The organism is Achromobacter sp. MYb9 (assembly GCF_002975275.1).
Classification (GTDB): Bacteria; Pseudomonadota; Gammaproteobacteria; order Burkholderiales; family Burkholderiaceae_B; genus Achromobacter.
Genome location: NZ_PCOQ01000004.1, coordinates 300441 through 322327 on the forward strand (window position 1 = coordinate 300441; position 21887 = coordinate 322327).

Here is a 21887-nt window from a genome sequence, read left to right on the forward strand (position 1 = left end):
CCCGCGCAGGGCCACGGGCCGCCGTCTCTCGTAAGCAACAGCTATCAACCCAAGTCTTATATAAGATATAAGACATTTGCTTGCCTCCCCGTCTTCCCTCTACAATTCCGTCAACAACCCTTCTTCCAACCCGACTTTGAGCAGGCCTCACATGCTGGATAACTACCGCCAACACGTTGCCGAACGCGCGGCTCTGGGGATTCCCCCGCTGCCCCTTACGGCTAAACAAACCGCTGAACTGATCGAACTGCTGAAGAACCCGCCCGCTGGCGAGGAGCAGAACCTGGTCGAACTGCTGACCTTCCGTGTGCCGGCCGGCGTGGACGACGCCGCCAAGGTCAAGGCGTCCTACCTGGCCGCCGTGGCGCTGGGCAAGGAAGCTTGTGCGCTGATCAGCCGTGCCAAGGCGACGCAACTGCTGGGCACGATGCTCGGCGGCTACAACATTGGCCCGCTGGTCGACCTGCTGGACGATGCTGAAATCGGCACCATCGCCGCCGATGCGCTGAAAAAGACCCTGTTGATGTTCGACGCCTTCCACGACGTGAAGGAAAAGGCTGACCGCGGCAACGCCAACGCCAAGTCCGTGCTGCAAAGCTGGGCCGACGCCGAATGGTTCACCAGCCGTCCGGAACTGCCGGAAAGCCTGACCATCACCGTCTTCAAGGTGCCTGGCGAAACCAACACCGACGACCTGTCGCCGGCGCCCGACGCCACGACCCGCCCCGACATCCCGATGCACGCCCTGGCGATGCTGAAGAACAAGCGCGACGGCGCCGCGTTCGAACCGGAAGAAGACGGCAAGCGCGGCCCGGTCAAGTTCATTGAATCGCTGAAGGAAAAGGGCCACCTGGTCGCCTACGTGGGCGACGTGGTCGGTACGGGTTCGTCGCGCAAGTCGGCCACCAACTCGGTGCTGTGGTTCACGGGCGAAGACATCCCGTTTGTGCCGAACAAGCGCTTTGGCGGCGTCTGCCTGGGCAACAAGATCGCCCCGATTTTCTACAACACGATGGAAGACGCCGGCGCCCTGCCGATCGAACTCGACGTGTCGAAGATGGAAATGGGCGACGTGGTCGAACTGCGCCCCTACGATGGCAAGGCTTTGAAGAACGGCGAAGTCATCGCCGAATTCGAAGTGAAGTCCGACGTGCTGTTCGACGAAGTGCGTGCCGGTGGCCGCATTCCGTTGATCATCGGCCGTGGCCTGACCAGCAAGGCGCGTGAAGCGCTGGGCCTGGCGCCGTCGACGCTGTTCCGCCTGCCCAAGAATCCGGTCGATACCGGCCGCGGTTATACGCTGGCCCAGAAGATGGTCGGCCGCGCCTGCGGCCTGCCGGAAGGCACGGGCATCCGCCCGGGCACCTACTGCGAACCGAAGATGACCTCGGTCGGCAGCCAGGACACCACCGGCCCGATGACCCGCGACGAACTGAAAGACCTGGCTTGCCTGGGCTTCTCGGCCGACCTGGTGATGCAGTCGTTCTGCCACACCGCCGCCTACCCCAAGCCCGTGGACGTCAAGACGCACCACACGCTGCCGGAATTCATCAGCACCCGCGGCGGCATCTCGCTGCGCCCGGGCGATGGCGTGATCCACTCGTGGCTGAACCGCATGCTGTTGCCCGACACCGTCGGCACCGGCGGCGACTCGCACACCCGCTTCCCCATCGGCATCTCGTTCCCCGCCGGTTCGGGCCTGGTCGCCTTTGCCGCCGCCACGGGCGTGATGCCCCTGGACATGCCGGAATCGGTGCTGGTCCGTTTCAAGGGCAAGCTGCAGCCTGGCGTCACCCTGCGCGACCTGGTCAACGCCATCCCGCTGTATGCCATCAAGCAAGGCTTGCTGACGGTTGCCAAGCAAGGCAAGAAGAACATTTTCTCGGGCCGCATCCTCGAAATCGAAGGCCTGCCCGACCTGAAGGTCGAACAAGCCTTCGAACTGTCGGACGCTTCCGCTGAACGTTCGGCCGCTGGTTGCTCGGTGCACCTGAACAAGGAACCGATCATCGAATACATCAACAGCAATATCGTGATGTTGAAGTGGATGATCGCCAACGGCTACGAAGACGAGCGCACGCTGGGCCGCCGCATCAAGGCCATGGAAGCCTGGCTGGCTGATCCCCAGCTGCTGGCTCCGGACGCCGACGCCGAATACGCCGCCGTCATCGAAATCGACCTGGCCGACGTGCACGAGCCCATCGTGGCCTGCCCGAACGACCCGGACGACGTCAAGACGCTGTCGGAAGTCGCCGGCGCAAAGATCGACGAAGTGTTCATCGGCAGCTGCATGACCAACATCGGCCACTTCCGCGCGGCGTCCAAGCTGCTGGAAGGCAAGCGCGACATCCCGGTCAAGCTGTGGGTGGCCCCGCCGACCAAGATGGACGCTACGCAGCTGACTGAAGAAGGCCACTACGGCGTCTTCGGCACGGCCGGCGCGCGCACCGAAATGCCGGGCTGCTCGCTGTGCATGGGTAACCAGGCACAAGTGCGCGAAGGCGCGACCGTGATGTCGACCAGCACCCGCAACTTCCCGAACCGCCTGGGCAAGAACACGAACGTGTACCTGGGTTCGGCCGAACTGGCCGCCATCTGCTCGAAGCTGGGCCGGATTCCGACCAAGGACGAGTACATGACCGATATGGGCGTCATCAACAAGAGCGGCGACCAGATCTATCAGTACCTGAACTTCGACAAGATCGCCGACTACAAGGACGTGGCGGACGTGATCGAGGTCTAAGCCTCAATCGCCTGCCAGGCCTGGTTGCCTGCATGACGGCCCCGGAGCAATCCGGGGCCGTTTTCTTTGGGCGGCACGGCGGGTTTCGGCGGCTTGGCGGCTTGGCGGCTTCGCGCGTTTTGCATAAATTTCGGGGACGGAACTTTTTCGGCGATACGTTTTCATACAATCGCGCTACCTTGTGACACTTCGCCCTAACCCGCGCGGCTTGCCGCCCGTGCCCTTTTCTGGAGGACGCCTGCCAATGACCCGGCTTTTGCTGCCGCCGCTGCTACTGCTGGCGCTTGCCGGTTGCGCCACGGCGCCACCATCCAACCCCGAGAACATTTGCGCGATCTTCCGTGAAAAACCAGACTGGCACGACGCCGCCCTGAAAGTACAGAAGAAATGGGGCGCCCCGGTCCCGGTGCCGATGGCCATGATGTACCAGGAGTCCTCGTTCAAGCAGGACGCCGTGCCGCCCCGCTACTACTTCCTGGGCATTATTCCGTGGGGCCGCGTCAGTTCGGCCTACGGCTATGCGCAGGCCAAGGACGAGACCTGGGCCGACTATAAGAACGACGCCGGTGGCTGGGGTGCAAGCCGCGACAACTTCGCGGACGCGCTGGATTTCATGGGCTGGTACATGAGCAAGTCGCAACGCATCAATGGCGTGTCCAAGTGGGACGCCTACGGCCAGTACCTGAACTACCACGAAGGTTGGACCGGCTACCGCAACCGTAGCTTCGACCGCAAGGCATGGCTGAAGACGGTATCGCAGAAAGTGCAGGCACGCGCGGACAAGTTCACGTCGCAGTACAAGAGCTGCGAGGCCGACCTGACCAGGGGGGGATGGTTCTGGTAGGACCGGGTCGTTCCCAGCGAAAACCCCGGCGCCAGGCCGGGGTTTTTCATCATGCCGCTTAATAAGCCGGACGCGATCAGAAATCCATGCTGGCCGACAGCAGGAACGTGCGCGGGCCGCCCAGGACCAGGTAGCCGTTGCCAGGGTATCCGCCCACCGACGACCAGTAGTTGCGGTTGGCGATGTTCTCGACGCGAGCGCGCAAGGTCAGGACGTGGCCGTCGATGTCCGTCATGTAGCGCAGGCCGGCGTCGAAACGGGTCCAGCCCGGCACCTTGAGGGTGTTGGCATCGTTCGCGTAGGACGAACCGGTGTAGACGACGCGGCCGTCCACGGCCAGGCCCTGCACGCCAGGGATGTCCCATTCCACGCCCATGTTGGCCTGGAAGCGCGGCACACCGATCACGCGGTTGCCGTCCAGCGAAGCCGTTCCGGTCGAGCGCTGTTCGGCATCCAGCCACGTCAAGCCGCCCAGCACGCGCACACTCTTGATCGGTTCGCCGTAGACGGTCAGTTCCGCGCCCTGATGGCGGTCCTTGCCCGAGGTGGTCAGCTCGTTGTTGGCGTTGTACATGGCGCGCGGCTTGTCGGTGGAGAAGAGCGCCAATCCGGCGCCCAGGCCATCGCCTTCGTACTTCACGCCGATTTCCTTCTGCTTGGAAACGTACGGCTGCAGGCTCTGGCCGACGTTAGGCACGGGCTTGCCGTTCGCATTGGCCGGCGCGGTCGGTCCTGCGACGAGCGCCTCGATGTAGTTCGCGTAAAGCGAAACGCTGGGCGCCACCTTGAAGACGATGCCGGCGGCGGGCGAATTGTGGCTGGCGTCATAGGCGCCGTTTTCCTTGCCGGTGTTGTAGGCGTAGTCCCGTTGGGACAGACGCTGATGCCGGATGCCCAGGGTCAGCAGCACCTTGTCGTCCAGGAACGACATCGTATCGCCGAAGGCGTAGCTGCTCATCCTCGTGCGCCCTTGCAGCGCCGGGTTGTCGATATCGTTGCCACGCAACGCGCCGGCGCTAAAGGCCGGCTTGTCGTAGGACACGGGGTCGTAGATGTTGGTCGCAAACGTGTTCGCGTAATCCATGATGTAGGCATTTTTCTTCTTCAGGTCGAAGAAAGATGCCGACACAACGAACTCGTGGCCCACCGGTCCCGTGCGCACTTTGGCTCGCAGACCCAGTTCACCCGTGTTGACGCTGTCCTCGCGGGTGTTGTCGAAGCGGTAGAAATTGCCTGCGCCCGTGCTGCCGTTGGTCAACGTCACGTTGCCCAGCGAGTTCGCCTCATCGCTGCGGCGAAAGCCGTACGCCGCCCAGCCCGTCAGTTTGTCGCTGAAATCATGCTCGGCGCGCAACGTGCCGAATACATCGCGTTCGTTGGAATACGACCACGGCTGCGCGTAGTTGGAGCTGGCGTCCGGCGCGTCGGGCACATTGGTGACGCCAGCGCCCATCGTCACGTTCGGACGCGCGCGCTTCAGTTTGTTTTCCTGCCAACCGATATCGCCGGACAGGCGCGTATCGGCTGAGCGCCAATCGAGGCCCAGCGACACCAGGCTGGTGCGCGAATGCTCGTCGTCGATCCCGGTATCGCCACTGCGCTGCGCGGCGTTCAGGCGGATGCCGGTGCTGTCGTCAGGGCCGAAACGGCGGGCGATGTCGGTCGACAGCTGAAACTGGCCGCCGCTTGCAATGCCCGTGGTGACGCGGGTCAACGGCTCGTTCGGCGCGCGCTTGGGCACCAGGTTGATCACGCCGCCGATGCCGCCACCGCTTGGCGTGGCGCCCGTCAGGAACGCCGATGCGCCGCGCAGCACTTCCACGCGCTCGAACAGTTCGGTGGCGATGTACTGGCGGGGCAAGAGACTGTACAGGCCGTTGTAGGCCACGTCGTCGGAACTCAGGATAAAGCCGCGGATGAAGTACGACTCCTGGAAGTTGCCGAAGCCGCGCGCCACGCGCACGCCCGCGTCGTTTTGCAGCACATCGCCCACGCTGCGGGCCTGCTTGTCCTGGATCAGTTCGTTCGTATAGCTGGTGATGCTGAACGGCGTGCTCAGGTTATCTTGCGTGCCCAGCACGCCGACACGGCCACCACTGGCCACCTGCCCGCCTGCGAATGGGGCGGCAAGGCCGCCGGCCGACGCATCGGCGCTGGCTTCGACCTTGATGGCTTCCATCGACACGACGGAGCCGCTGGAGGCGGCGGGTTGGGTTTCGGGGGAGGTTTGACCGTAGGCAACGCCCAGGCACGGCAGCATAGCGGCCATGCAGGCAAGAGTTCTGATTTTCATATCGGGATACGAGGGGCAAGAGAAGCGCGTCGTTGCGCAAAGAAACGCAAAATCCCGATGGAGTCACGCACGGAATCTTGTGGTCTTACGTCGGAAATGGTATCAAACAGAGAATCATTCTCATTCCGTCCCTATTTTAGAAGCCCGAATTGTTGCTTGAGCGCAACAGAAATCAGGCAAACCTACGAGGTCAAGCCGCTTGATCCTGGCGCATTGTCCCGAAATCGCCAGCCTCATGGGCGGCCAGCGCACGGGTCAGGGCGCGCTGGCTGGCCATCACGACCGTGCCGTGCCGAAACACGGGTTCATCCACGGCCGGACCCGCGATCAGCACGTAATGGGCGGGCGCCTTCCCCGCCATCATCAGCAGCACGCCTTCGTCGTCGGCCGACGGCGCGGATGCCACCAACGCTGAGCCGGCATGCAGTACCGCGAAGTCGGGATCCCCTTCTTGCCGCTTCGGCAAGGGCGGCGCCCCACTCAGACAATGCCGGGCGCGCACGCCCAGGTCCCCTTGCACCGAGTAGACCCAGGCGTTCCAGCCGGGCGGCAACGGCAACAGCTGTGTCGCTCCCGGGCGCAGCCAGCCGTCCAGGATCATCAGGGCCTCGGGGGTCGCAAGGGGCGACTGCCAGCCGCCGTGGCTGCCCGCCACGACGCGGGTGCGGCCGGCGCTCGTCTGGATGACCGGCATCTCCCAGGCGCGAAGCAGCGAGACCGCCGGAGACAGCGACTTCAGCCGGTCTGGCAGATTCAGGACGATGCGAAGGCCATTCAAGCGCGCCGGGCCCACGGGCTGCTGTGTCTGCAAGAGGCCTGCGCCCGCCACGGTCCAGTGCAGGTCGCCTGCCTGTGCGGCGTGGTCGTTGCCTTCGCTATCCCGGCATTGCATGACGCCTTTGGCGTCTTCCAGCAACAGCGTGGCCGCGCACGATCCCGCGTGCGGCTGGGGCACGGCCGTCGCCTTGGTCATGACGAAGTGGTCCACCATGACGACAGGCGACGGGCTATGGGAGAAATCGGTGTGCAGGAACGGACGCAGCGTGCAGGCATCGCCCGCCGATTGGAGCGGGCCGGCGACGACGTTGCTGAGATGGATAGTCAAAAATGCTGCCTGATGAAGGAGTGGCGCTAGGGCCTGCCACACACGGAAAGGCGTTCCTTTCTGTGTGCGCAGGCCCTAGCTGACGCGAAGCTTATGGGTTCCGCGCAACCCGCGCAATCCCAAAATTTCGCGCCCTCGCCCCGACTGTGGTGGCGTCGGTTCAGTCCAGCGTGATGGCGTTCGCCCGGATCACCGCCCCCCACTGATCGCGGTCTTCGGCGATGTACTGGTCGACCGCCGCCTGGTCGCGCGGCGCCTGGATCGCCAGCCCCAGCGTCTGGAAGCGCTCTCGGAAATCCGGCTGAACCACTACCCGCGCAATGGCGTCCTGCAAGACGCGCGCCTCGGCGGCGGGCGTGGCCATCGGCACGGCGATGCCAAACCAGGTGGCCGCGCGAAAACCCGGGAACCCGCTTTCGGCCACGGTGGGCACGTCCGGCAGCACGGGCAGCCGCTCGGCCGTGGTTACCGCCAGCGCCTTGATCTTGTTTTCCTTCACCAAGGGCAACGACGTGCTGATGACGTCCACCATCAACTGCGTGTCGTTCGCCATCAGGGAACTGAGCGCCGGCGCGCTGCCGTTATACGGGATGTGCGCCATGTCGATGCCGGTCCGGGCCTTGAGCAGTTCGGTCGCCAGCTGCAAGGGGTTGCCGATACCCACCGACGCGTAATTCAACTTGCCCGGGCGCGCCTTCGCGACGGTGACGAACTGCGCCAGCGTCGCCGCGGGCACCTCGTTGTTCGCGACGACCACCAGGGGCAACTCGGCTACCACCGACAGCACGCGGAAATCGCACGCCGCGTCGTAGGCTATCTTCCGATAAAGCATGGGGTTGAGCACCATGCTGGCGTTGCTAGCCAGAAACACGGTGTACCCGTCGGGCTGCGCGCGGGCGACTTGCGTGGCGGCAATCATCGTGTTGGCGCCCGGCTTGTTTTCAACCACCACGGGTTGCGAAAGCTCGCGCGACAGGCGTTCGGCCAGCACGCGCGACAACTGGTCGGCGGCGCCCCCCGGGGTGTAGGGCACCACCAGCTTGACCGGCCTGTCCGGGAACGCCGCCCAGGCTTGCGGGATGCTGGCGGCACACACCAACATCGCGGCCGCGGCGCGGCCGAACCAACGATTCATCTGTGACATGCTTGTCTCCCGAGTCTTCACGGACTCTTGTAATGGGTACTGCCTGAAGGAATTGGACGACGGAACCGGCGGCGGCGCGCAATGGCCGCGCGCCCGCTACACCTTGCGTGCCTGGCCCTCCCAGAATTCCGCCCGGAGCCGGCGCTTGGCGATCTTTCCGTTGTCGTCACGCGGCAGGGCTTGCCGCAGTTGAAGCTCTCGCGGGACCTTGTAGCGGGCGATTCGGGCAGACAACCAGCGCATGGCGTCTTCCACGTCCAGCACCACCTCCGGCGCGGGCTGCACGAGCCCCAGCAGGCGTTCTCCGAACTCGGGGTCCGGCACGCCGAAGACCGCGCAATCGGCCACGCCCGGGTACTGCATCAGGTGGTGTTCGATTTCCGCGGGATAGATGTTCACGCCACCCGAAATCACCATGTCCGATTCGCGGTCGCACACGAACAGGTAGCCATCCTTGTCGACATAGCCCAGATCGCCCAGCCCGATCAGGCCATCGCGCTCGATGGCTTGACGGGCCTCGGGATGGTTGCGATAGGTGAAGTCGGCATACGCGGGCTGGCGCACGTAGATGCGCCCGACCTGGCCCGGCGCGCAGAGGGAGCCGTCCTCGGCGTAGATCCGAACCTGCGCCGGACCGATGGGCCGCCCTGCACTGCCCGGCTTCGCCAGCGCCTCGTGCGAAGCGATCACCGTCACCATGCCCGCTTCGCTGGACGCATAGGTCTCATGCACCACCGGCCCCAGCCAGTCGATCATGGCGCGCTTGAGTTCCGGGGCGCAGGGCGCGCCGGTCGAGGCCACGAATCGCAGCGACGACAAGTCGAACGACGCCCGCGTGCGCGCATCCACCTTCAGCAGGCGCACATACATGATGGGCACCAGATAGATCGTGTCGATACGGTGCCGTTCGATCAGGCGCAGTACCTCGACCGGGTCGAAACGCGGCATCAGCACCAGCGTGTCGCATACGCGCAGCGCCACCTGCGCGAAGACGCTGGGCGCACTGTGGTAGATCGGCGCGGGCAGCAAGGCGCGGCTGCCTTGACGCAGGCCGTAGGCCTGTTCGACCACGTCCTCCACCGCCGCCAGGTGCTCGGCCAACCGCTCCACCGGGAAGGGCTGGCGGACCACGCCCTTGGGGCGGCCCGTGGTGCCTGAGGTATAGGCCATGTGGCCGCGCGGGGCGACCAGCGGGCCGTCGTGACGCCGTTGCATGTTGCGCCAGGCGTCGTAGTCGGTGGCTTCAAGGGCGGCGTCCGCCGCGCCCCCGACTTGCAGCACCGGCAGTCCGGCCGGCAGCGCCGTCCGCACCGCTTGCCACAGGTCTGCTTCGGCGATCAGCAGTTTCGCGCCACTGTCGGTCACCAGGAACGCCACCTCGTCGCCCGTGTAGTGCCAATTGATCGGGCAGTAATAGCAGCCCAGCCGCTTGCAGGCCTGGATGATTTCCAGATAGGGCATGCCGTTGCGCAGCAGCACCGCGATGACGTCGCCTTCGCGCACGCCCATGGCCGCCAGGCCTGCCGCGACTTGCTCGCCGCGGGCCGTCAACGCGTCGCGGTCCAGGCTGACGCTGCCGGCAATGATCCGTCCGTTCATGCTGGCTTTCCGGCGCGCAGCGCTTTGTCCTGCGCAGTGCGCGCCTCGATCGCCGCGCGGGCGGCGGCCCAATCTGCCTCGGTCCACTCGAAGTACTGCTTGAAGTAGGCGCCATTGGCCAGATAATCGCCGCCATCCAGCGCAATCGTCTGACCGTTGATCCAGTCATTGCCCGGCCCCAGCAGAAAGGCCGCCAGTTCGCCAATATCGTGCCCGGTGCCCAGGCGCTGCATCGGGTTCTGCTGGATCAGGGCGTCCTGGCCGTCGCCGTTCGGGCGCAGCCGCGCGGTCGCGCCTTCGGTGGGAATCACGCCGGGCGCAATGGCATTCATGCGGATCCCGTGCCGGCCCCATTCGACGGCCAGCGATTTCGTCATCGCGTCGATGCCCGCCTTGGACATGGCCGACGGCACCACGAACGGCGATCCGGTCCACACCCACGTCACCACGATGGACACCACCGCGCCCTGCGCCCCGGTGGCGATCCAGCGCTTGCCCACGGCCTGCGTCATATAGAACGTGCCGCGAAAGACGGTGTCGGCAATGGCATTGAATCCGCGCGCCGAGAGTTTTTCGGTCGGACTGATGAAATTGCCGGCGGCGTTGTTGATCAAGCCGTCCAGGCCGCCATGCCGGGTCCAGATGCCCGCCACCATCGCATCGACCGCATCCGCATCACGGATGTCGACCGCGTGGGCATACGCCTGCCCCCCATGCTCGGCGCGCAGGGCGGCGGCGGCCTCTTCCACCACCGACAAACGGCGTCCGCACAGATGGACGGTGGCGCCTAGCGACGCCAGTTGCGCCGCCATCGCGTAGCCCAGGCCGGTGCCCCCGCCCGTGACGAGGATGCGCTGGCCGCGGAACAAGTCGGCCCGAAACATGCTTTGCCGCATGGTTTGTCTCCTGTTGTGATGTGGCATGCCGGTAGCGGACGGATGGGTCCGATACGGTTCAAGGTCAGAATATCAATCGACGGATATCGCGACAATCCTTCGCCGTGAGTAAACTCTGTTTCCTCACAGGCAACAATTGACGACGCCGATGTCCGCCTTGCCCGCGCTAGACCTGAACCTGATCCAGCTGTTCGTCACCATCGTGGAAGCCGGCACGCTTAGCGAAGCGGCCTTGCGCCAGGGCGTGACCCGATCGCACGTCAGCCGCAACCTGCAGAAACTGGAGCGGGTGTTTGGGGCGCAACTGATCCGACGCACGACCCGCCGCCTGGAACTGACGCATCAAGGCAGCGTGCTGTATGAGCACGGCGCCCGCATGGCCCGCGAAGTGGAATCCGCCCGCCATGCCCTGCAGAAACTGGGCGCCGAACCGACCGGCCACGTGCGCCTGTCCCTGCCCACCGGCTTGGGCGAACTGGATGCCCTGCGCCCGCTGCTGGTGCGCTTTGCGCTGGACCACCCCAGCCTGAGCCTGCGCGTGCTGTTCTCGAACCGGGTCAGCGACCTGATTTCCTCAGAGATCGACGTGGCCTTGCGCGTGGTCTCGTCGCCGCCGCAGGACTACGTGGCGCGCGAATTGGGCGAAGTGAAATGGCATTTGTGCGCCGCGCCGGCGTATCTGCACCGCGCCGGCACGCCCACGCACCCGCGCGACCTGGGACGGCTGGACTTTCTTTGCCCGCCCGGGCCCAAGCCTCAGGCAGCGCTGCGCCTGCACCGCAAGGGGCAGGTCTACGAGATCAAGCTGGCGCCCCGGCTGCAATCCGAGTATTTCCCGTTCCTGGCCGATGCCGCCCGCGACGGCGCCGGCGTGGCGCTGTTGCCGGCTTACATCGTGCGGCCCGACCTGGAAACCGGGCGCCTGCGCGAAGTCCTGCCAGCCTACAAGGCCGAAGGGCCGGGCGACAAGCTGTTCATCCTGACCTCGCCGACTCCCTACCCCTCCACCGCCCAACGCGCGCTGGTGGACTATCTGAAGACCGAACTCGAGCCGCTCCTGCGCGACTTCCTGGCCTGACGTCCCGGGCCTGACGTCGCGGCCTGAAGCGGCCCCGCCCGCCCGGCGGCTGCCGCGCGCGCGACCCGCCATCCAACTGTAGGACTTCCTTGGTAAAACCGCGGGGTCTTGCGGGCTTGGCCCATGTCCGCCAAAGTAGGGGTTTTGCAGTGCCGGATGCCGGTTACCGGAACAGGGGCGGAACTTTGACGTGCGGGCCAAGTCTTATATAAGATATAAGACATACCGCCGCACACGGGGTTGTCTCCCCTACAATGACGAACGCGCCAAAACGCCAAAAAAATGCCGCCTGCGCTCGGGCAGATTGAGCCAGGCAAAACCACGGAGTCCATCATGCCGCACAACACCCTAGATACTCTCAAGAATTTCAAGATCGGCAATAAATCCTGTCAGTACTATTCGCTGCCGGCGCTGGGCAAGTCCCTCGGCATCGATGTGCAGCGGCTGCCGGTTTCGGTCCGCATCGTGCTGGAATCCGTGCTGCGCAACTGTGACGGCAAGAAGGTCACCGAAGAACACGTCAAACAGCTTGCCAACTGGCAAGCCAACGCCCGCCGCGAAGATGAAATCCCCTTCGTCGTCGCCCGCGTGGTGCTGCAGGACTTCACCGGCGTGCCGCTGCTGGCCGACATCGCCGCCATGCGTTCGGTGGCCGACAAGATGGGCAAGAGCCCCAAGAGCATCGAGCCGCTGGTGCCGGTGGACCTGGTGGTGGACCACTCGGTCATGATCGACTACTTCGGCACCAAGGATGCGCTGGACCTGAACATGAAGCTGGAGTTCAAGCGCAACCAAGAGCGCTACCAGTTCATGAAGTGGGGCATGCAGGCATTCGACACCTTCGGCGTCGTGCCCCCGGGCTTCGGCATCGTCCACCAGGTCAACCTGGAATACCTGGCGCGCGGCGTGCACCAGGACAAGAAGAACAATGTCTACTACCCCGATTCGCTGGTGGGCACCGACAGCCACACCACGATGATCAACGGCATCGGCGTGGTGGGCTGGGGCGTGGGCGGCATCGAAGCCGAAGCCGGCATGCTGGGCCAGCCCGTGTACTTCCTGACCCCCGACGTGGTCGGCGTGGAACTCAAGGGCCAGTTGCGCGGCGGCGTCACCGCCACCGACCTGGTGCTGACCATCACCGAAATGCTGCGCCGTGAAAAAGTGGTGGGCAAGTTCGTTGAATTCTGCGGCGAAGGCACCGCCAGCCTGACCGTGGCCGAACGCGCCACCATCGGCAACATGGCGCCTGAATACGGCGCCACCATGGGCTTCTTCCCGGTCGACGAACGCACCATCGATTACTTCCGCGGCACCGGCCGCACGGAAGACGAGATCGCCGCCTTCGAAGCCTATTTCAAGGCGCAGAAGATGTTCGGCATCCCGGCCGCCCAGGACATCAACTTCACCAAGCTGCTGACGCTGGACCTGTCCACCGTGGCCCCGTCGCTGGCCGGCCCGAAGCGCCCGCAAGACCGCATCGAAATCGGCAACGTCAAGAACACGTTCATTGACCTGTTCTCCAAGCCGGTTGCCGAAAACGGCTTCAACCAGCCGGCCGAAAAGCTGAACCAGACCTTCACCACCAGCACCGGCACCCAGGTCAAGAACGGCGACATCCTGATCGCCGCGATCACGTCCTGCACCAACACATCCAACCCCAATGTGCTGCTGGCCGCCGGCCTGCTGGCCAAGAAGGCCGTGGAAGCCGGGCTGAAAGTGCCCAAGCACATCAAGACCTCGCTGGCTCCCGGATCGCGCGTCGTCACCGACTACCTGACCAAGACCGGCCTGCTGCCCTACCTGGAAAAGCTGGGTTTCGACGTGGCCGCCTACGGCTGCACCACCTGCATCGGCAATGCGGGCGACCTGACCCCGGACCTGAACGAAGCCATCATCGGCAACGACCTGGTCTGCTCGGCCGTGCTGTCCGGCAACCGCAACTTTGAAGCGCGCATCCACCCGAACATCAAGGCCAACTTCCTGGCATCGCCTCCGCTGGTCGTGGCGTATGCGCTGGCCGGCACCGTCACGCGCGACCTGATGACGGAACCGGTGGGCCGCGGCAAGAACGGCGACGTCTGGCTGGGCGATATCTGGCCGACCTCGGCAGAGGTCGAAGCGCTGATGAAGCATGCGCTGGACCCGAAGGTCTTCGAGGCCAACTACGGCCAGGTCAAGAGCAACCCCGGCAAGCTCTGGGAGAACATCAAGGGCGTTGCCGGCGACACCTACAACTGGCCCGATTCGACCTACATCGCCGAACCGCCTTTCTTCGAAGGCTTCGGCATGACGCCGGCCGCGATGCCCGCCGTCAAGGGCGCCCGTGCGCTGGGCGTGTTTGGCGACTCGGTGACGACCGACCACATCTCGCCCGCCGGCTCCATCAAGGAAACGTCGCCGGCCGGCAAGTGGCTGAAGGAAAACGGCGTGATGAAGGCCGATTTCAACAGCTACGGCTCGCGCCGCGGCAACCATGAAATCATGATGCGCGGCACCTTCGCCAACGTGCGCATCAAGAACCTGATGATCCCGTCGTTGCCCGATGGCAGCCGCTTCGAAGGCGGCGAAACCCTGTTCCAGCCCACCGGCGAACAGATGTCCATCTATGACGCCGCCATGAAGTACGTGGCCCAGGGCACCCCCACCGTGGTGTTCGGCGGCGAAGAATACGGCACGGGCTCGTCGCGCGACTGGGCGGCCAAGGGCACGCAGCTGCTGGGCGTCAAGGCCGTGATCACCCGCAGCTTTGAACGCATCCACCGCAGCAACCTGGTGGGCATGGGCGTGCTGCCGCTGCAATTCAAGGGCGCCGACAGCGTGCAGTCGCTGGGCATCACCGGCGAAGAAACGTACGACATCTCGGGCCTGGAAAACGGCATCAAGCCGATGCAGGACGTGACGCTGACGATCACCCGCAAGGATGGTTCGAAGCAGGACGTGACGGTGCTGCTGCGTATCGATACGCCGATCGAAGTCGACTACTACCAGCACGGCGGCATCCTGCCCTTCGTGCTGCGCCAACTGCTGGCGGCCTGAGCCTCGCGCGGCGTTTCAGGTTGAACAAAGCCCCGGAACCTTGCGGTTCCGGGGCTTTTTTTCTTGCCGCTGGACGACGGAGTCAGTCGTCGAACTGATAGGCGTCCATCGCCAGCGCGCCGTACGAGATCTCGTCGTTCAATCGCTTGGCGGACGCCCCGCCCGCCCCCAATGCCACGTAAAGCGGCATCAGGTGGTCGTCATGCGGATGCGCCTGCATCGCGCCTGGCGCCTGCGCTTGCCAATCCAGCAAAGCCGGCACGTCGTGTTCGGCAAGCCGGCGCGCATACCAATCCTGGAACGCCGGCACGTACGGCGCGGCCGGCGCATTCTGCGGCATCCGGACGTGGCGCAGATTGTGCGTCAAGGAGCCCGACCCGATGATCAGGATGCCCTCGTCGCGCAGCGGCGCCAACGCGCGGCCCAGTGCCAGCTGCCCGGCGGCATCACGCCCCATGTCGAGCGACAACTGCACCACCGGCACATCGACCTCGGGGTAAAGATAGCGCAACGGCACCCACGCGCCATGGTCCAGCGGCCGGCGCGGATCGCGGTCGGCGGTGATGCCGGATTCCGCCAGCAACGCCTGCACGCGAGCCGCCAGTACGGGCGAGCCGGGCGCGGCGTATTGCAGCGTGTAGAGCTCGGGCGGGAAGCCCCCGAAGTCATGCCAGGCCACCTGCTGGTCGCGCGTGGATAGTGCCAGGCCTTCACCCATCCAGTGGGGCGACACCACGAGGATGCCGCGCGGCTTCTGGCCTTGCGCAAGACTCCACGCCGCGAGCACGGGGCCGGTCAGGCCGGGTTCGACGGCCAGCATCGGCGAGCCGTGGGAAACGAAAAGCGTAGGCCAACGCATGGCGCTGCCTCCAGAAATAATGTCGATGAGAGCATTTTCGAACGTTTCGGATCAGCAATAAACCCCCTTCCTGGGGATGCTCTGTTGCCATATACGCATCAATGGCGCAGCCCTCGCGAACGAGTTGGCCCGACGGCCCGGGCGGAGCTGGCCCAGCCAGGCCCGGGTCCGCCCCGAATGCCGACGCGCGCCGCGGGCGTTAAACTACGTCGTTACACACTTACTGGACGTCCCCCGAAGTTATGGCCCGATCCCGCAGCCAATCCGCTCCCCGCATGACCCGTGACGCGACCCGCCTGGTTGCGCTTGCCCAGGCGCTCAACCGCTCGGGCAGCCGCGTCGAAGACGTGTTCTGGGAGAACCAGCTTGGCGAAGCGATTCCCAAGCTGCTGAAGGCTGGGCAGGACGCCCCGCTGGAAGCGGCCCTGGACCACCTCGCGCAAAGCGACATAGGCGCCTATGAGGTCTTGATCGAACAGGCCGAAACCCTGTCCGAATCGATGAAGATCGAGAAAAATGGCGTCCGGTACGACGTGCTGCTGATCGTGGCGCCCATCGTCGCCTGGACCCGCTACGCGATCCCCACCGGCCCGGTATCCGCTTCGGCCCAGCAGGCGCTGCTGGCGCAACTGCATGGCCATGTGCTGGCCAGCCAGGCACGCACCGCGCTGATGCCCATGCTGGTCAGCGTGGACCAGATGCCGCGCACCTTCGGTGAAACCTGGCAATGGCTGCATCGCCTGGGCTCGCAAGCGCTGGGCGCGGAAACCACCAAGCCGGTCCTGAACACCGAGGCCGAAACCGCCAACATGCTGGCCGACACGCGCTACATCATCGGCGCCGTGGCCGTGCCCGAGAACGCGCCGATCTTCCGCTGGCAGGAACAAATGAGCGACGCCGAGGCTTCTCGCGACGCGTGCCAGCAACAATGGGCCACGCAGGCGCAGCCCACCCTGGCCGCGCTGCTGCCGGGTTGCGGCTTTGAAGCGCTGCTGCCTGACGCCTATTACGTCAGCAACCGCGAAGCCGACCGGCGGGTGCGCCCCTTGTCCCTGCGCGCAGCCATCAGCTGGCTGGAAGGCGCGGTCAGCCTGGAAGCCTCGCAGTTGCGCGCCGTCGTCGCCGGCTGCGGCGAAAGCCGCATCGACGAATACCGCATCGGCTTCACGGCACGCAGCAGCAACGACGTCTATTACGGTTGCGTGTGGCCCTTGTACGGACGCGAAGAAGAATTGCCGTCCGACGAAGGCCAAGCCGACGTGGTCGATGACATCACGGCGTTGCTGAAGGAATACGGCGTCACCGAAGTGCGCCGCATCCCCGGCGTGCTGCCTGCCGAATACTGCGAAGACTGCGGCGCGCCCTACTTCCCGAATCCGCTGGGCGAACTGGTCCACGCCGAACTGCCCGAAGACGCCGAAGCCGCCCCCGCCAAGTTCCACTAAGCCGCCATGCAAGCAGACATCTTTTGCCGGGTCGTCGACAACTACGGCGACATCGGCGTCTGCTGGCGGCTGGCGCGCCGGCTGGCGCAAGGCCGCGGCTGGGATATCCGCCTGTGGGTGGATGACCTGGCCAGCTTTGCGCGCATCCAGCCCGGCATCGACGTCCAGGCGTCGCGGCAGCGGCTGGGCAGCGTGGACATCGTGCATTGGTCCGAAACGCCCGACCCCGCCCTGACCGCGCGCGATGTCGTCATAGAAGCCTTTGCCTGCGACCCCCCGCCTGCGTTCGTGGACAGCATGCGCCACGTGCATCCGGCCTGGATCAACCTGGAGTACTTAAGCGCCGAAGCCTGGGTGGAAAACTGCCACGGCCTGCCTTCGCAGCGTCCCGACGGCCTGGTAAAGCACTTTTTCTTTCCCGGCTTCACGGCGGCCACGGGCGGCCTGCTGCGCGAACCCGGCCTGAGCGCCGAACGCGACGCCTTCCAGGCGTCGACAGACCTCCAGAACGCTTTCCTGCAGTCGCTCGGCGTGGATCAGGCCGTGTTGTTGCGCCGCCGCGACGGCGCCCGCACGGTGTCCCTGTTTTGCTATCCCACGGCGCCCACGGATGCGCTGGTCCAGGCACTGACGGCCGACAGCCGGCCTGGCGTGCTGCTGGTTCCCGAGGGCGTCGCGCCCGGGCTGGAAGCGGCCTGCGCCGGGGCGGATGCGCCCCTCGTGGCGCGCCTGCCTTTCGTGGCGCAGCCGGATTTCGACCGCCTGCTGTGGTGCGCGGACCTGAACTTCGTGCGCGGCGAAGATTCCTTCATCCGCGCGGCCTGGGCGGGGCGTCCGCTGGTGTGGCAGATCTATCCGCAAGACGAGAACATCCATCTTGAAAAACTGGAAGCGTGGCTGGCCCGCTATCCGGCCCCGGAATCAGCGCAAGCGCTGATCCGCGCGTGGAACCACCCGGAAACGGGCGAGGCCGCCGCAGCGGTTGCCCAAGCCCTGGCGCCCGCCGCCTGGCAGGCGTGGTCCGCCGCCGCCCGGCACTGGGATGCCAGTCAGGCGGCCCGGCCGGATCTGGCCGAAAATCTGGCGGACTTTTGCGCAGACTTGGCCAAGAAACGTTAGAATAGAGAGTTTTCTGAGTCGCCCTGGATTTGTCGGGCCTCAACTATGACGCCTCCCGGGGTGTGCATGAAACCGCTGTCAGGGACTTTTGGCCCGGACCTTTAGCTCGTGATCTTTCGCGAAGGCGGCTTCTTGCAAGCACGGCGAGTGCACCCATCACCCCCGGAGTTTTATCGATGAAAACCGCTCAGGAATTGCGAGTCGGCAACGTGGTCATGGTCGGCAAGGATCCCCTCGTGGTCCAGAAAGCCGAATACAACAAGTCTGGCCGTAACGCTGCTGTTGTGAAACTGAAGTTCAAGAACCTGTTGACCGCCTCGGCCAGCGAATCGGTCTACAAGGCCGACGAAAAGTTCGAAGTCGTCCAACTGGATCGCAAGGAGTGCACCTACTCCTACTTTGGCGACCCGATGTACGTCTTCATGGACGAAGAGTACAACCAGTACGAAATCGAAGCCGAAAGCATGGGCGACGCCCTGAACTACCTGGAAGAAGCGATGCCCGTGGAAGTGGTCTTCTACGACGGCCGCGCCATCTCGGTTGAACTGCCCACCACGCTCGTTCGCGAAATCACCTACACCGAACCCGCCGTCCGTGGCGATACGTCGGGCAAGGTCACGAAGCCGGCCAAGATCAACACCGGCTACGAATTGAACGTGCCGCTGTTCTGCGCCATCGGCGACAAGATCGAAATCGACACCCGCACGAACGAATACCGCAGCCGCGTCAACAACTGATCCGGCAAGGGCGCCCACGCCACGCGCGCTTCGTGCGCGCATTGCCCCCACGGGGGCAGTGCATTGTCCTGGGACCGCCCTGCGATAAAAAAAGCCAGACCTTCGGGTCTGGCTTTTTTATGTCCGGCGCCGGTATGGCAACGCTTACTGCAAGCGCTCGTCGTCCAGGAAGTCGGGCACGGCCATGACGTCGATGCCGTCATCGGCCAGCGCCTCGCGCTCTTCGGGCGTAGCCGTGCCACGAATGGGGCGTTCGTCGGCATCGCCCTCGTGAATGCGGCGCGCTTCTTCCGCGAAACGCGGTCCCACGTTTTCGGTGTTGCGCAGCAAGGCGCGCACCTGCTTCATCACGACGGCCTGCAAGGCGGCCATTTTCTCGGCGTCGGATGCGCCGACCGGCACGGCGGGCGGCTGGGCCGGCGCATGCAGATGGGATACGTTCAGCCGTGGCGCCGACAGGCGCTTGGTGATGCTGGCCGACCCGCAAACCGGGCACGTGACCAAGCCACGCGCCTGCTGCGCGTCATAGTCGTCGTGCGATCCGAACCAGCCTTCAAAAATGTGGCTGTGCTCGCACTGAAGGTCGAAAACTTTGAGAGCCATGGTTGCTATATGGGGTCCAGCAGCCAGAATACAAGAATCCGCCCGCAAGGGGCGCCATCCCGCCGCGTCAAGCCGGGTTTCAGGTGGCGCCCAAGAAAAACGGGCCCGAAGGCCCGTCCTGGCGATGGGCGCTGGCTCACTTGCCGCGCTTGGCCGCCGCGCTGCCGTCGATTTGCGCCTGCTGAGCCTGCAACGAATCGATCTGGCGTTGCAGGTCGCGCAGTTGCTGGCGCACGTCCTTTTGCTGGTCGGCCAATGCCGTGGTTTCCTGGCGCGACTGCTCCTGGCGAGCCGCGACCTGCTGTTCCTGCTGCATGCGCAGCGTGCGGTCGGCCTGCAAGGTGCTGAGCTGGGCGCTGCGGCTGGCCAACAGCTTCTCGGCGTTCGCATACTCGGCTTGCAGCTTGATGCGCTTGATGTCCACTTCGGCCAGGTCGGCCGATTGCGCGGCGAACGCGCGATACGTGGATTCAGCCTGCTTTTCCGACAAGGTCTTCAGCACGCGCCAGAAATCCTTCTGCTGGAACAAGGCGACGTAATAGGTCAGATCGTCGGGCTTGAACAGCAGGCTGGCGCCATACGTGCCGTTATAGGCCGTGCGCAGTTCCGACACTTGGCGGTTCTGGATCAGGCCCTGCAATTCCGCCACGGTGGACGACGGCCGCGCGGCCGCGGCCGGTGCAGCTGCAGGCGGCGGGGTCACGGGCGTGGAGTCGGCCGGCTTGTCCTCGACCTGCTTAACCGTGGGCCGCGGCGCTTCGGATTGCGCGCTGGCGCAAGCCGCCAGGCCGGACAGTGCCGTGCCTAACAGCGCCATGCGAGTGGCGGCACGGATAAATTGGACGTTCATGCCTTCCCCAAAAAAATCGTTGCGGAACTATAGCAATTTATTTCGCTCGCGGCAGATCCACTTACATTCGCCGCAAGCAAATCTGTGGCCCCCTACGGGCCTTTCCCTATTGCACGATCAGGATGCCTCGACCGTCCCTTCCGCCGTTTCGCCCTGCCCGCCGCCCAGATGCAGTTTTCGCATCTTTTCCCACAGCACCTTGCGGCTGATACCCAACGTGTTGGCGGTGTCCTGGCGGCGCCAGCCGTTGACGTCCAGCGCGGCAAGGATACGGGCGCGCTCGGCGCGCTCGGCATCGGTGAAGACGGGCGGTTCGCACAGCGTGCTGGCCCCGCCCAGGGTACCGGCGGCGCGCAACGGCTCGCCGATCTGATCGAATATGCGTTCAATGCGCGCCTGGTCCCAACTCTTGAACTGCCGCCGCATGATCGCCACGCGTTCCGCCACATTGGATAGTTCGCGCACGTTGCCGGCATAGCGGGTGCGCGCCACCCGATCCAGCAGCCAGTCCGGCGGGTCGCCTTCCACGCCCAGCCGCTCCAGCAACGCGCGGAAAATGGCGATCTTCTCTTCCTGCCCGCGTTGCTCCAGGTTCGGAATGCGCAGTTCGATCACCGCCAGGCGGTAGTACAGGTCTGCCCGGAACTCGTCCTGGCCCACCAGCACCCGCAGATCCTTGTTGGTTGCCGCCACCAGCCGGAAATCCACCGGGATCTCCACGCTGGAGCCCAGGCGCGTGACGGCGCTTTGCTCCAGCACCCGCAGCAGCTTGACCTGCTGATACAGCGGCAAGTCGCCGATTTCGTCCAGGAACAGCGTGCCGCCGTTCGCCTGTTCGAAATAGCCCTTGTGCGCACCGACCGCGCCGGTAAAGGCGCCCTTCGCGTGGCCGAAGAAATGCGCTTCGAACAGGCCTTCCGGGATGGCGCCGCAATTGACCGCCACGAAAGGCCCGTCCGACCATTCCGCCCGGTCGTGCAACAGCCGGGCAATGCGTTCCTTGCCCACGCCCGTTTCGCCATGGATCAGCGCATTGCTGCGGCAGTCGGCAAACATCTCGGCTTCGGCCAGCAATGCCCGCATCGGCTCGGACACGGCGATCAGCGGCTGTTCGCGTTTGGGCGCGCTGCGGCGGAACTGATCCAGCGTGCCCAGCAATTCGAATAGCAGCTTGCGCAGGTCCGCCGTCGTGAAGGCCAGCGGCAACGTGTAGGAATATTCAGGAGGGTAGTAGCGCGAATCGCGCCCACGCGCCTCTGCCGCCACCCAGATCACCGGCATGGCCTGCACCGCCAGCCAGTCGTAGCCGCTGAAGCGGTTGTCTCCCATGACCGATACGGACACCAGGGCCACGGCGGGACGCGTCGGGTCGCGCGGCGGCGGAAACGCGGTGCCCGCGTCCGCGCGCACCAGCGACACATCCATGCCGGCCAGGCAACGCTCTGCCCGGGAGGCAATATCGGAAGTGCCTTCCCACACATACACGTCGAACTCGTCGCGGGCGAATTTCTGGGTCATGGCTTGTACGCCGGG

At 64.9% G+C, this 21887-nt stretch carries 16 protein-coding genes; 7 read left to right on the top strand and 9 right to left on the bottom strand.

Going from position 1 to position 21887, the window contains the following annotated elements; genetic code table 11:
* Nucleotides 1–151: 151 nt before the first annotated feature.
* Nucleotides 152–2743 (top strand): bifunctional aconitate hydratase 2/2-methylisocitrate dehydratase, encoded by a 2592-nt coding sequence (acnB, locus tag CQ050_RS09540; RefSeq protein WP_105556561.1) that lies wholly within the window; start codon nucleotides 152–154, stop codon nucleotides 2741–2743.
* Between the two features lie 244 nt (nucleotides 2744–2987).
* Nucleotides 2988–3587, top strand: a complete 600-nt coding sequence (locus tag CQ050_RS09545; RefSeq protein ID WP_105556562.1) for a hypothetical protein — start codon at nucleotides 2988–2990, stop codon at nucleotides 3585–3587.
* Nucleotides 3588–3663: 76 nt separating this feature from the next.
* On the opposite strand, the gene CQ050_RS09550 is transcribed toward CQ050_RS09545, so the two are convergent.
* The 5 genes from CQ050_RS09550 to CQ050_RS09570 form a co-directional block, all read right to left on the bottom strand.
* Nucleotides 3664–5880 carry a TonB-dependent siderophore receptor gene (locus CQ050_RS09550; RefSeq protein ID WP_105556563.1) on the bottom strand — a complete coding sequence of 739 codons (2217 nt, stop codon included), beginning with the start codon at nucleotides 5878–5880 and terminating at the stop codon, nucleotides 3664–3666.
* A gap of 190 nt (nucleotides 5881–6070) precedes the next feature.
* Nucleotides 6071–6985 (bottom strand): pirin family protein, encoded by a 915-nt coding sequence (locus tag CQ050_RS09555; protein WP_146121009.1) that lies wholly within the window; start codon nucleotides 6983–6985, stop codon nucleotides 6071–6073.
* A gap of 160 nt (nucleotides 6986–7145) precedes the next feature.
* Nucleotides 7146–8120: a tripartite tricarboxylate transporter substrate binding protein gene (locus tag CQ050_RS09560; RefSeq protein ID WP_105556631.1), complete on the bottom strand. Its 975-nt coding sequence runs from the start codon at nucleotides 8118–8120 to the stop codon at nucleotides 7146–7148.
* Between the two features lie 105 nt (nucleotides 8121–8225).
* Complete coding sequence (locus CQ050_RS09565) at nucleotides 8226–9728, bottom strand: AMP-binding protein (protein ID WP_105556564.1); 1503 nt, start codon at nucleotides 9726–9728, stop codon at nucleotides 8226–8228.
* Nucleotides 9725–10612: an SDR family oxidoreductase gene (locus CQ050_RS09570; protein WP_199196776.1), complete on the bottom strand. Its 888-nt coding sequence runs from the start codon at nucleotides 10610–10612 to the stop codon at nucleotides 9725–9727. The genes CQ050_RS09565 and CQ050_RS09570 overlap by 4 nt, the downstream gene beginning before the upstream one ends.
* Nucleotides 10613–10772: 160 nt before the next feature.
* On the opposite strand from CQ050_RS09570, the gene CQ050_RS09575 reads away from it, so the two are divergent.
* Together CQ050_RS09575 and acnA are read left to right on the top strand one after the other, a co-directional pair.
* The gene (locus CQ050_RS09575) at nucleotides 10773–11702 is read left to right on the top strand and encodes a LysR family transcriptional regulator (protein ID WP_105556566.1); all 930 of its coding nucleotides are present in this window, start codon (nucleotides 10773–10775) and stop codon (nucleotides 11700–11702) included.
* A 333-nt stretch (nucleotides 11703–12035) separates the two neighbouring features.
* Complete coding sequence (gene acnA / locus CQ050_RS09580; protein ID WP_105556567.1) at nucleotides 12036–14741, top strand: aconitate hydratase AcnA; 2706 nt, start codon at nucleotides 12036–12038, stop codon at nucleotides 14739–14741.
* Nucleotides 14742–14823: 82 nt separating this feature from the next.
* Here the strand turns inward: acnA and CQ050_RS09585 are convergent, their stop codons facing one another.
* Nucleotides 14824–15600 carry a class III extradiol ring-cleavage dioxygenase gene (locus tag CQ050_RS09585; RefSeq protein ID WP_199196769.1) on the bottom strand — a complete coding sequence of 259 codons (777 nt, stop codon included), beginning with the start codon at nucleotides 15598–15600 and terminating at the stop codon, nucleotides 14824–14826.
* A 242-nt stretch (nucleotides 15601–15842) separates the two neighbouring features.
* Here CQ050_RS09585 and CQ050_RS09590 point away from each other — a divergent pair, with 242 nt between their 5' ends.
* From CQ050_RS09590 to efp, 3 genes are all read left to right on the top strand, one after another.
* A complete protein-coding gene (locus tag CQ050_RS09590; RefSeq protein WP_105556569.1) occupies nucleotides 15843–17045 on the top strand; it encodes a DUF2863 family protein in 1203 nt (400 codons plus the stop codon).
* 6 nt (nucleotides 17046–17051) lie between these two features.
* Nucleotides 17052–18164, top strand: a complete 1113-nt coding sequence (gene earP / locus CQ050_RS09595) for an elongation factor P maturation arginine rhamnosyltransferase EarP (RefSeq protein ID WP_105556570.1) — start codon at nucleotides 17052–17054, stop codon at nucleotides 18162–18164.
* 176 nt (nucleotides 18165–18340) lie between these two features.
* Nucleotides 18341–18901: an elongation factor P gene (gene efp, locus CQ050_RS09600; RefSeq protein WP_006225610.1), complete on the top strand. Its 561-nt coding sequence runs from the start codon at nucleotides 18341–18343 to the stop codon at nucleotides 18899–18901.
* 144 nt (nucleotides 18902–19045) lie between these two features.
* On the opposite strand, the gene CQ050_RS09605 is transcribed toward efp, so the two are convergent.
* The 3 genes from CQ050_RS09605 to CQ050_RS09615 form a co-directional block, all read right to left on the bottom strand.
* Entirely contained in the window at nucleotides 19046–19504 is a 459-nt protein-coding gene (locus CQ050_RS09605) for a DUF1178 family protein (protein WP_105556571.1), read from the bottom strand.
* 136 nt (nucleotides 19505–19640) lie between these two features.
* The gene (locus tag CQ050_RS09610) at nucleotides 19641–20354 is read right to left on the bottom strand and encodes a DUF2968 domain-containing protein (RefSeq protein WP_105556572.1); all 714 of its coding nucleotides are present in this window, start codon (nucleotides 20352–20354) and stop codon (nucleotides 19641–19643) included.
* A 117-nt stretch (nucleotides 20355–20471) separates the two neighbouring features.
* Complete coding sequence (locus tag CQ050_RS09615) at nucleotides 20472–21872, bottom strand: sigma 54-interacting transcriptional regulator (protein WP_105556573.1); 1401 nt, start codon at nucleotides 21870–21872, stop codon at nucleotides 20472–20474.
* Between the last annotated feature and the right edge of the window lie 15 nt (nucleotides 21873–21887).

Excerpts from the sequence above, each read along its gene's own strand:
- CQ050_RS09615 (WP_105556573.1), bottom strand. The coding sequence starts at position 21,872 with ATGACCCAGAAATTCGCCCGCGACGAGTTCGACGTGTATGTGTGGGAA.
- CQ050_RS09570 (WP_199196776.1), bottom strand. The coding sequence starts at position 10,612 with ATGTTTCGGGCCGACTTGTTCCGCGGCCAGCGCATCCTCGTCACGGGC.
- CQ050_RS09590 (WP_105556569.1), top strand. The coding sequence starts at position 15,843 with ATGGCCCGATCCCGCAGCCAATCCGCTCCCCGCATGACCCGTGACGCG.
- earP (WP_105556570.1), top strand. The coding sequence starts at position 17,052 with ATGCAAGCAGACATCTTTTGCCGGGTCGTCGACAACTACGGCGACATC.
- acnB (WP_105556561.1), top strand. The coding sequence starts at position 152 with ATGCTGGATAACTACCGCCAACACGTTGCCGAACGCGCGGCTCTGGGG.
- efp (WP_006225610.1), top strand. The coding sequence starts at position 18,341 with ATGAAAACCGCTCAGGAATTGCGAGTCGGCAACGTGGTCATGGTCGGC.
- CQ050_RS09585 (WP_199196769.1), bottom strand. The coding sequence starts at position 15,600 with ATGCGTTGGCCTACGCTTTTCGTTTCCCACGGCTCGCCGATGCTGGCC.
- CQ050_RS09605 (WP_105556571.1), bottom strand. The coding sequence starts at position 19,504 with ATGGCTCTCAAAGTTTTCGACCTTCAGTGCGAGCACAGCCACATTTTT.
- CQ050_RS09550 (WP_105556563.1), bottom strand. The coding sequence starts at position 5,880 with ATGAAAATCAGAACTCTTGCCTGCATGGCCGCTATGCTGCCGTGCCTG.
- CQ050_RS09545 (WP_105556562.1), top strand. The coding sequence starts at position 2,988 with ATGACCCGGCTTTTGCTGCCGCCGCTGCTACTGCTGGCGCTTGCCGGT.
- CQ050_RS09560 (WP_105556631.1), bottom strand. The coding sequence starts at position 8,120 with ATGAATCGTTGGTTCGGCCGCGCCGCGGCCGCGATGTTGGTGTGTGCC.
- acnA (WP_105556567.1), top strand. The coding sequence starts at position 12,036 with ATGCCGCACAACACCCTAGATACTCTCAAGAATTTCAAGATCGGCAAT.
- CQ050_RS09565 (WP_105556564.1), bottom strand. The coding sequence starts at position 9,728 with ATGAACGGACGGATCATTGCCGGCAGCGTCAGCCTGGACCGCGACGCG.
- CQ050_RS09610 (WP_105556572.1), bottom strand. The coding sequence starts at position 20,354 with ATGAACGTCCAATTTATCCGTGCCGCCACTCGCATGGCGCTGTTAGGC.
- CQ050_RS09575 (WP_105556566.1), top strand. The coding sequence starts at position 10,773 with ATGTCCGCCTTGCCCGCGCTAGACCTGAACCTGATCCAGCTGTTCGTC.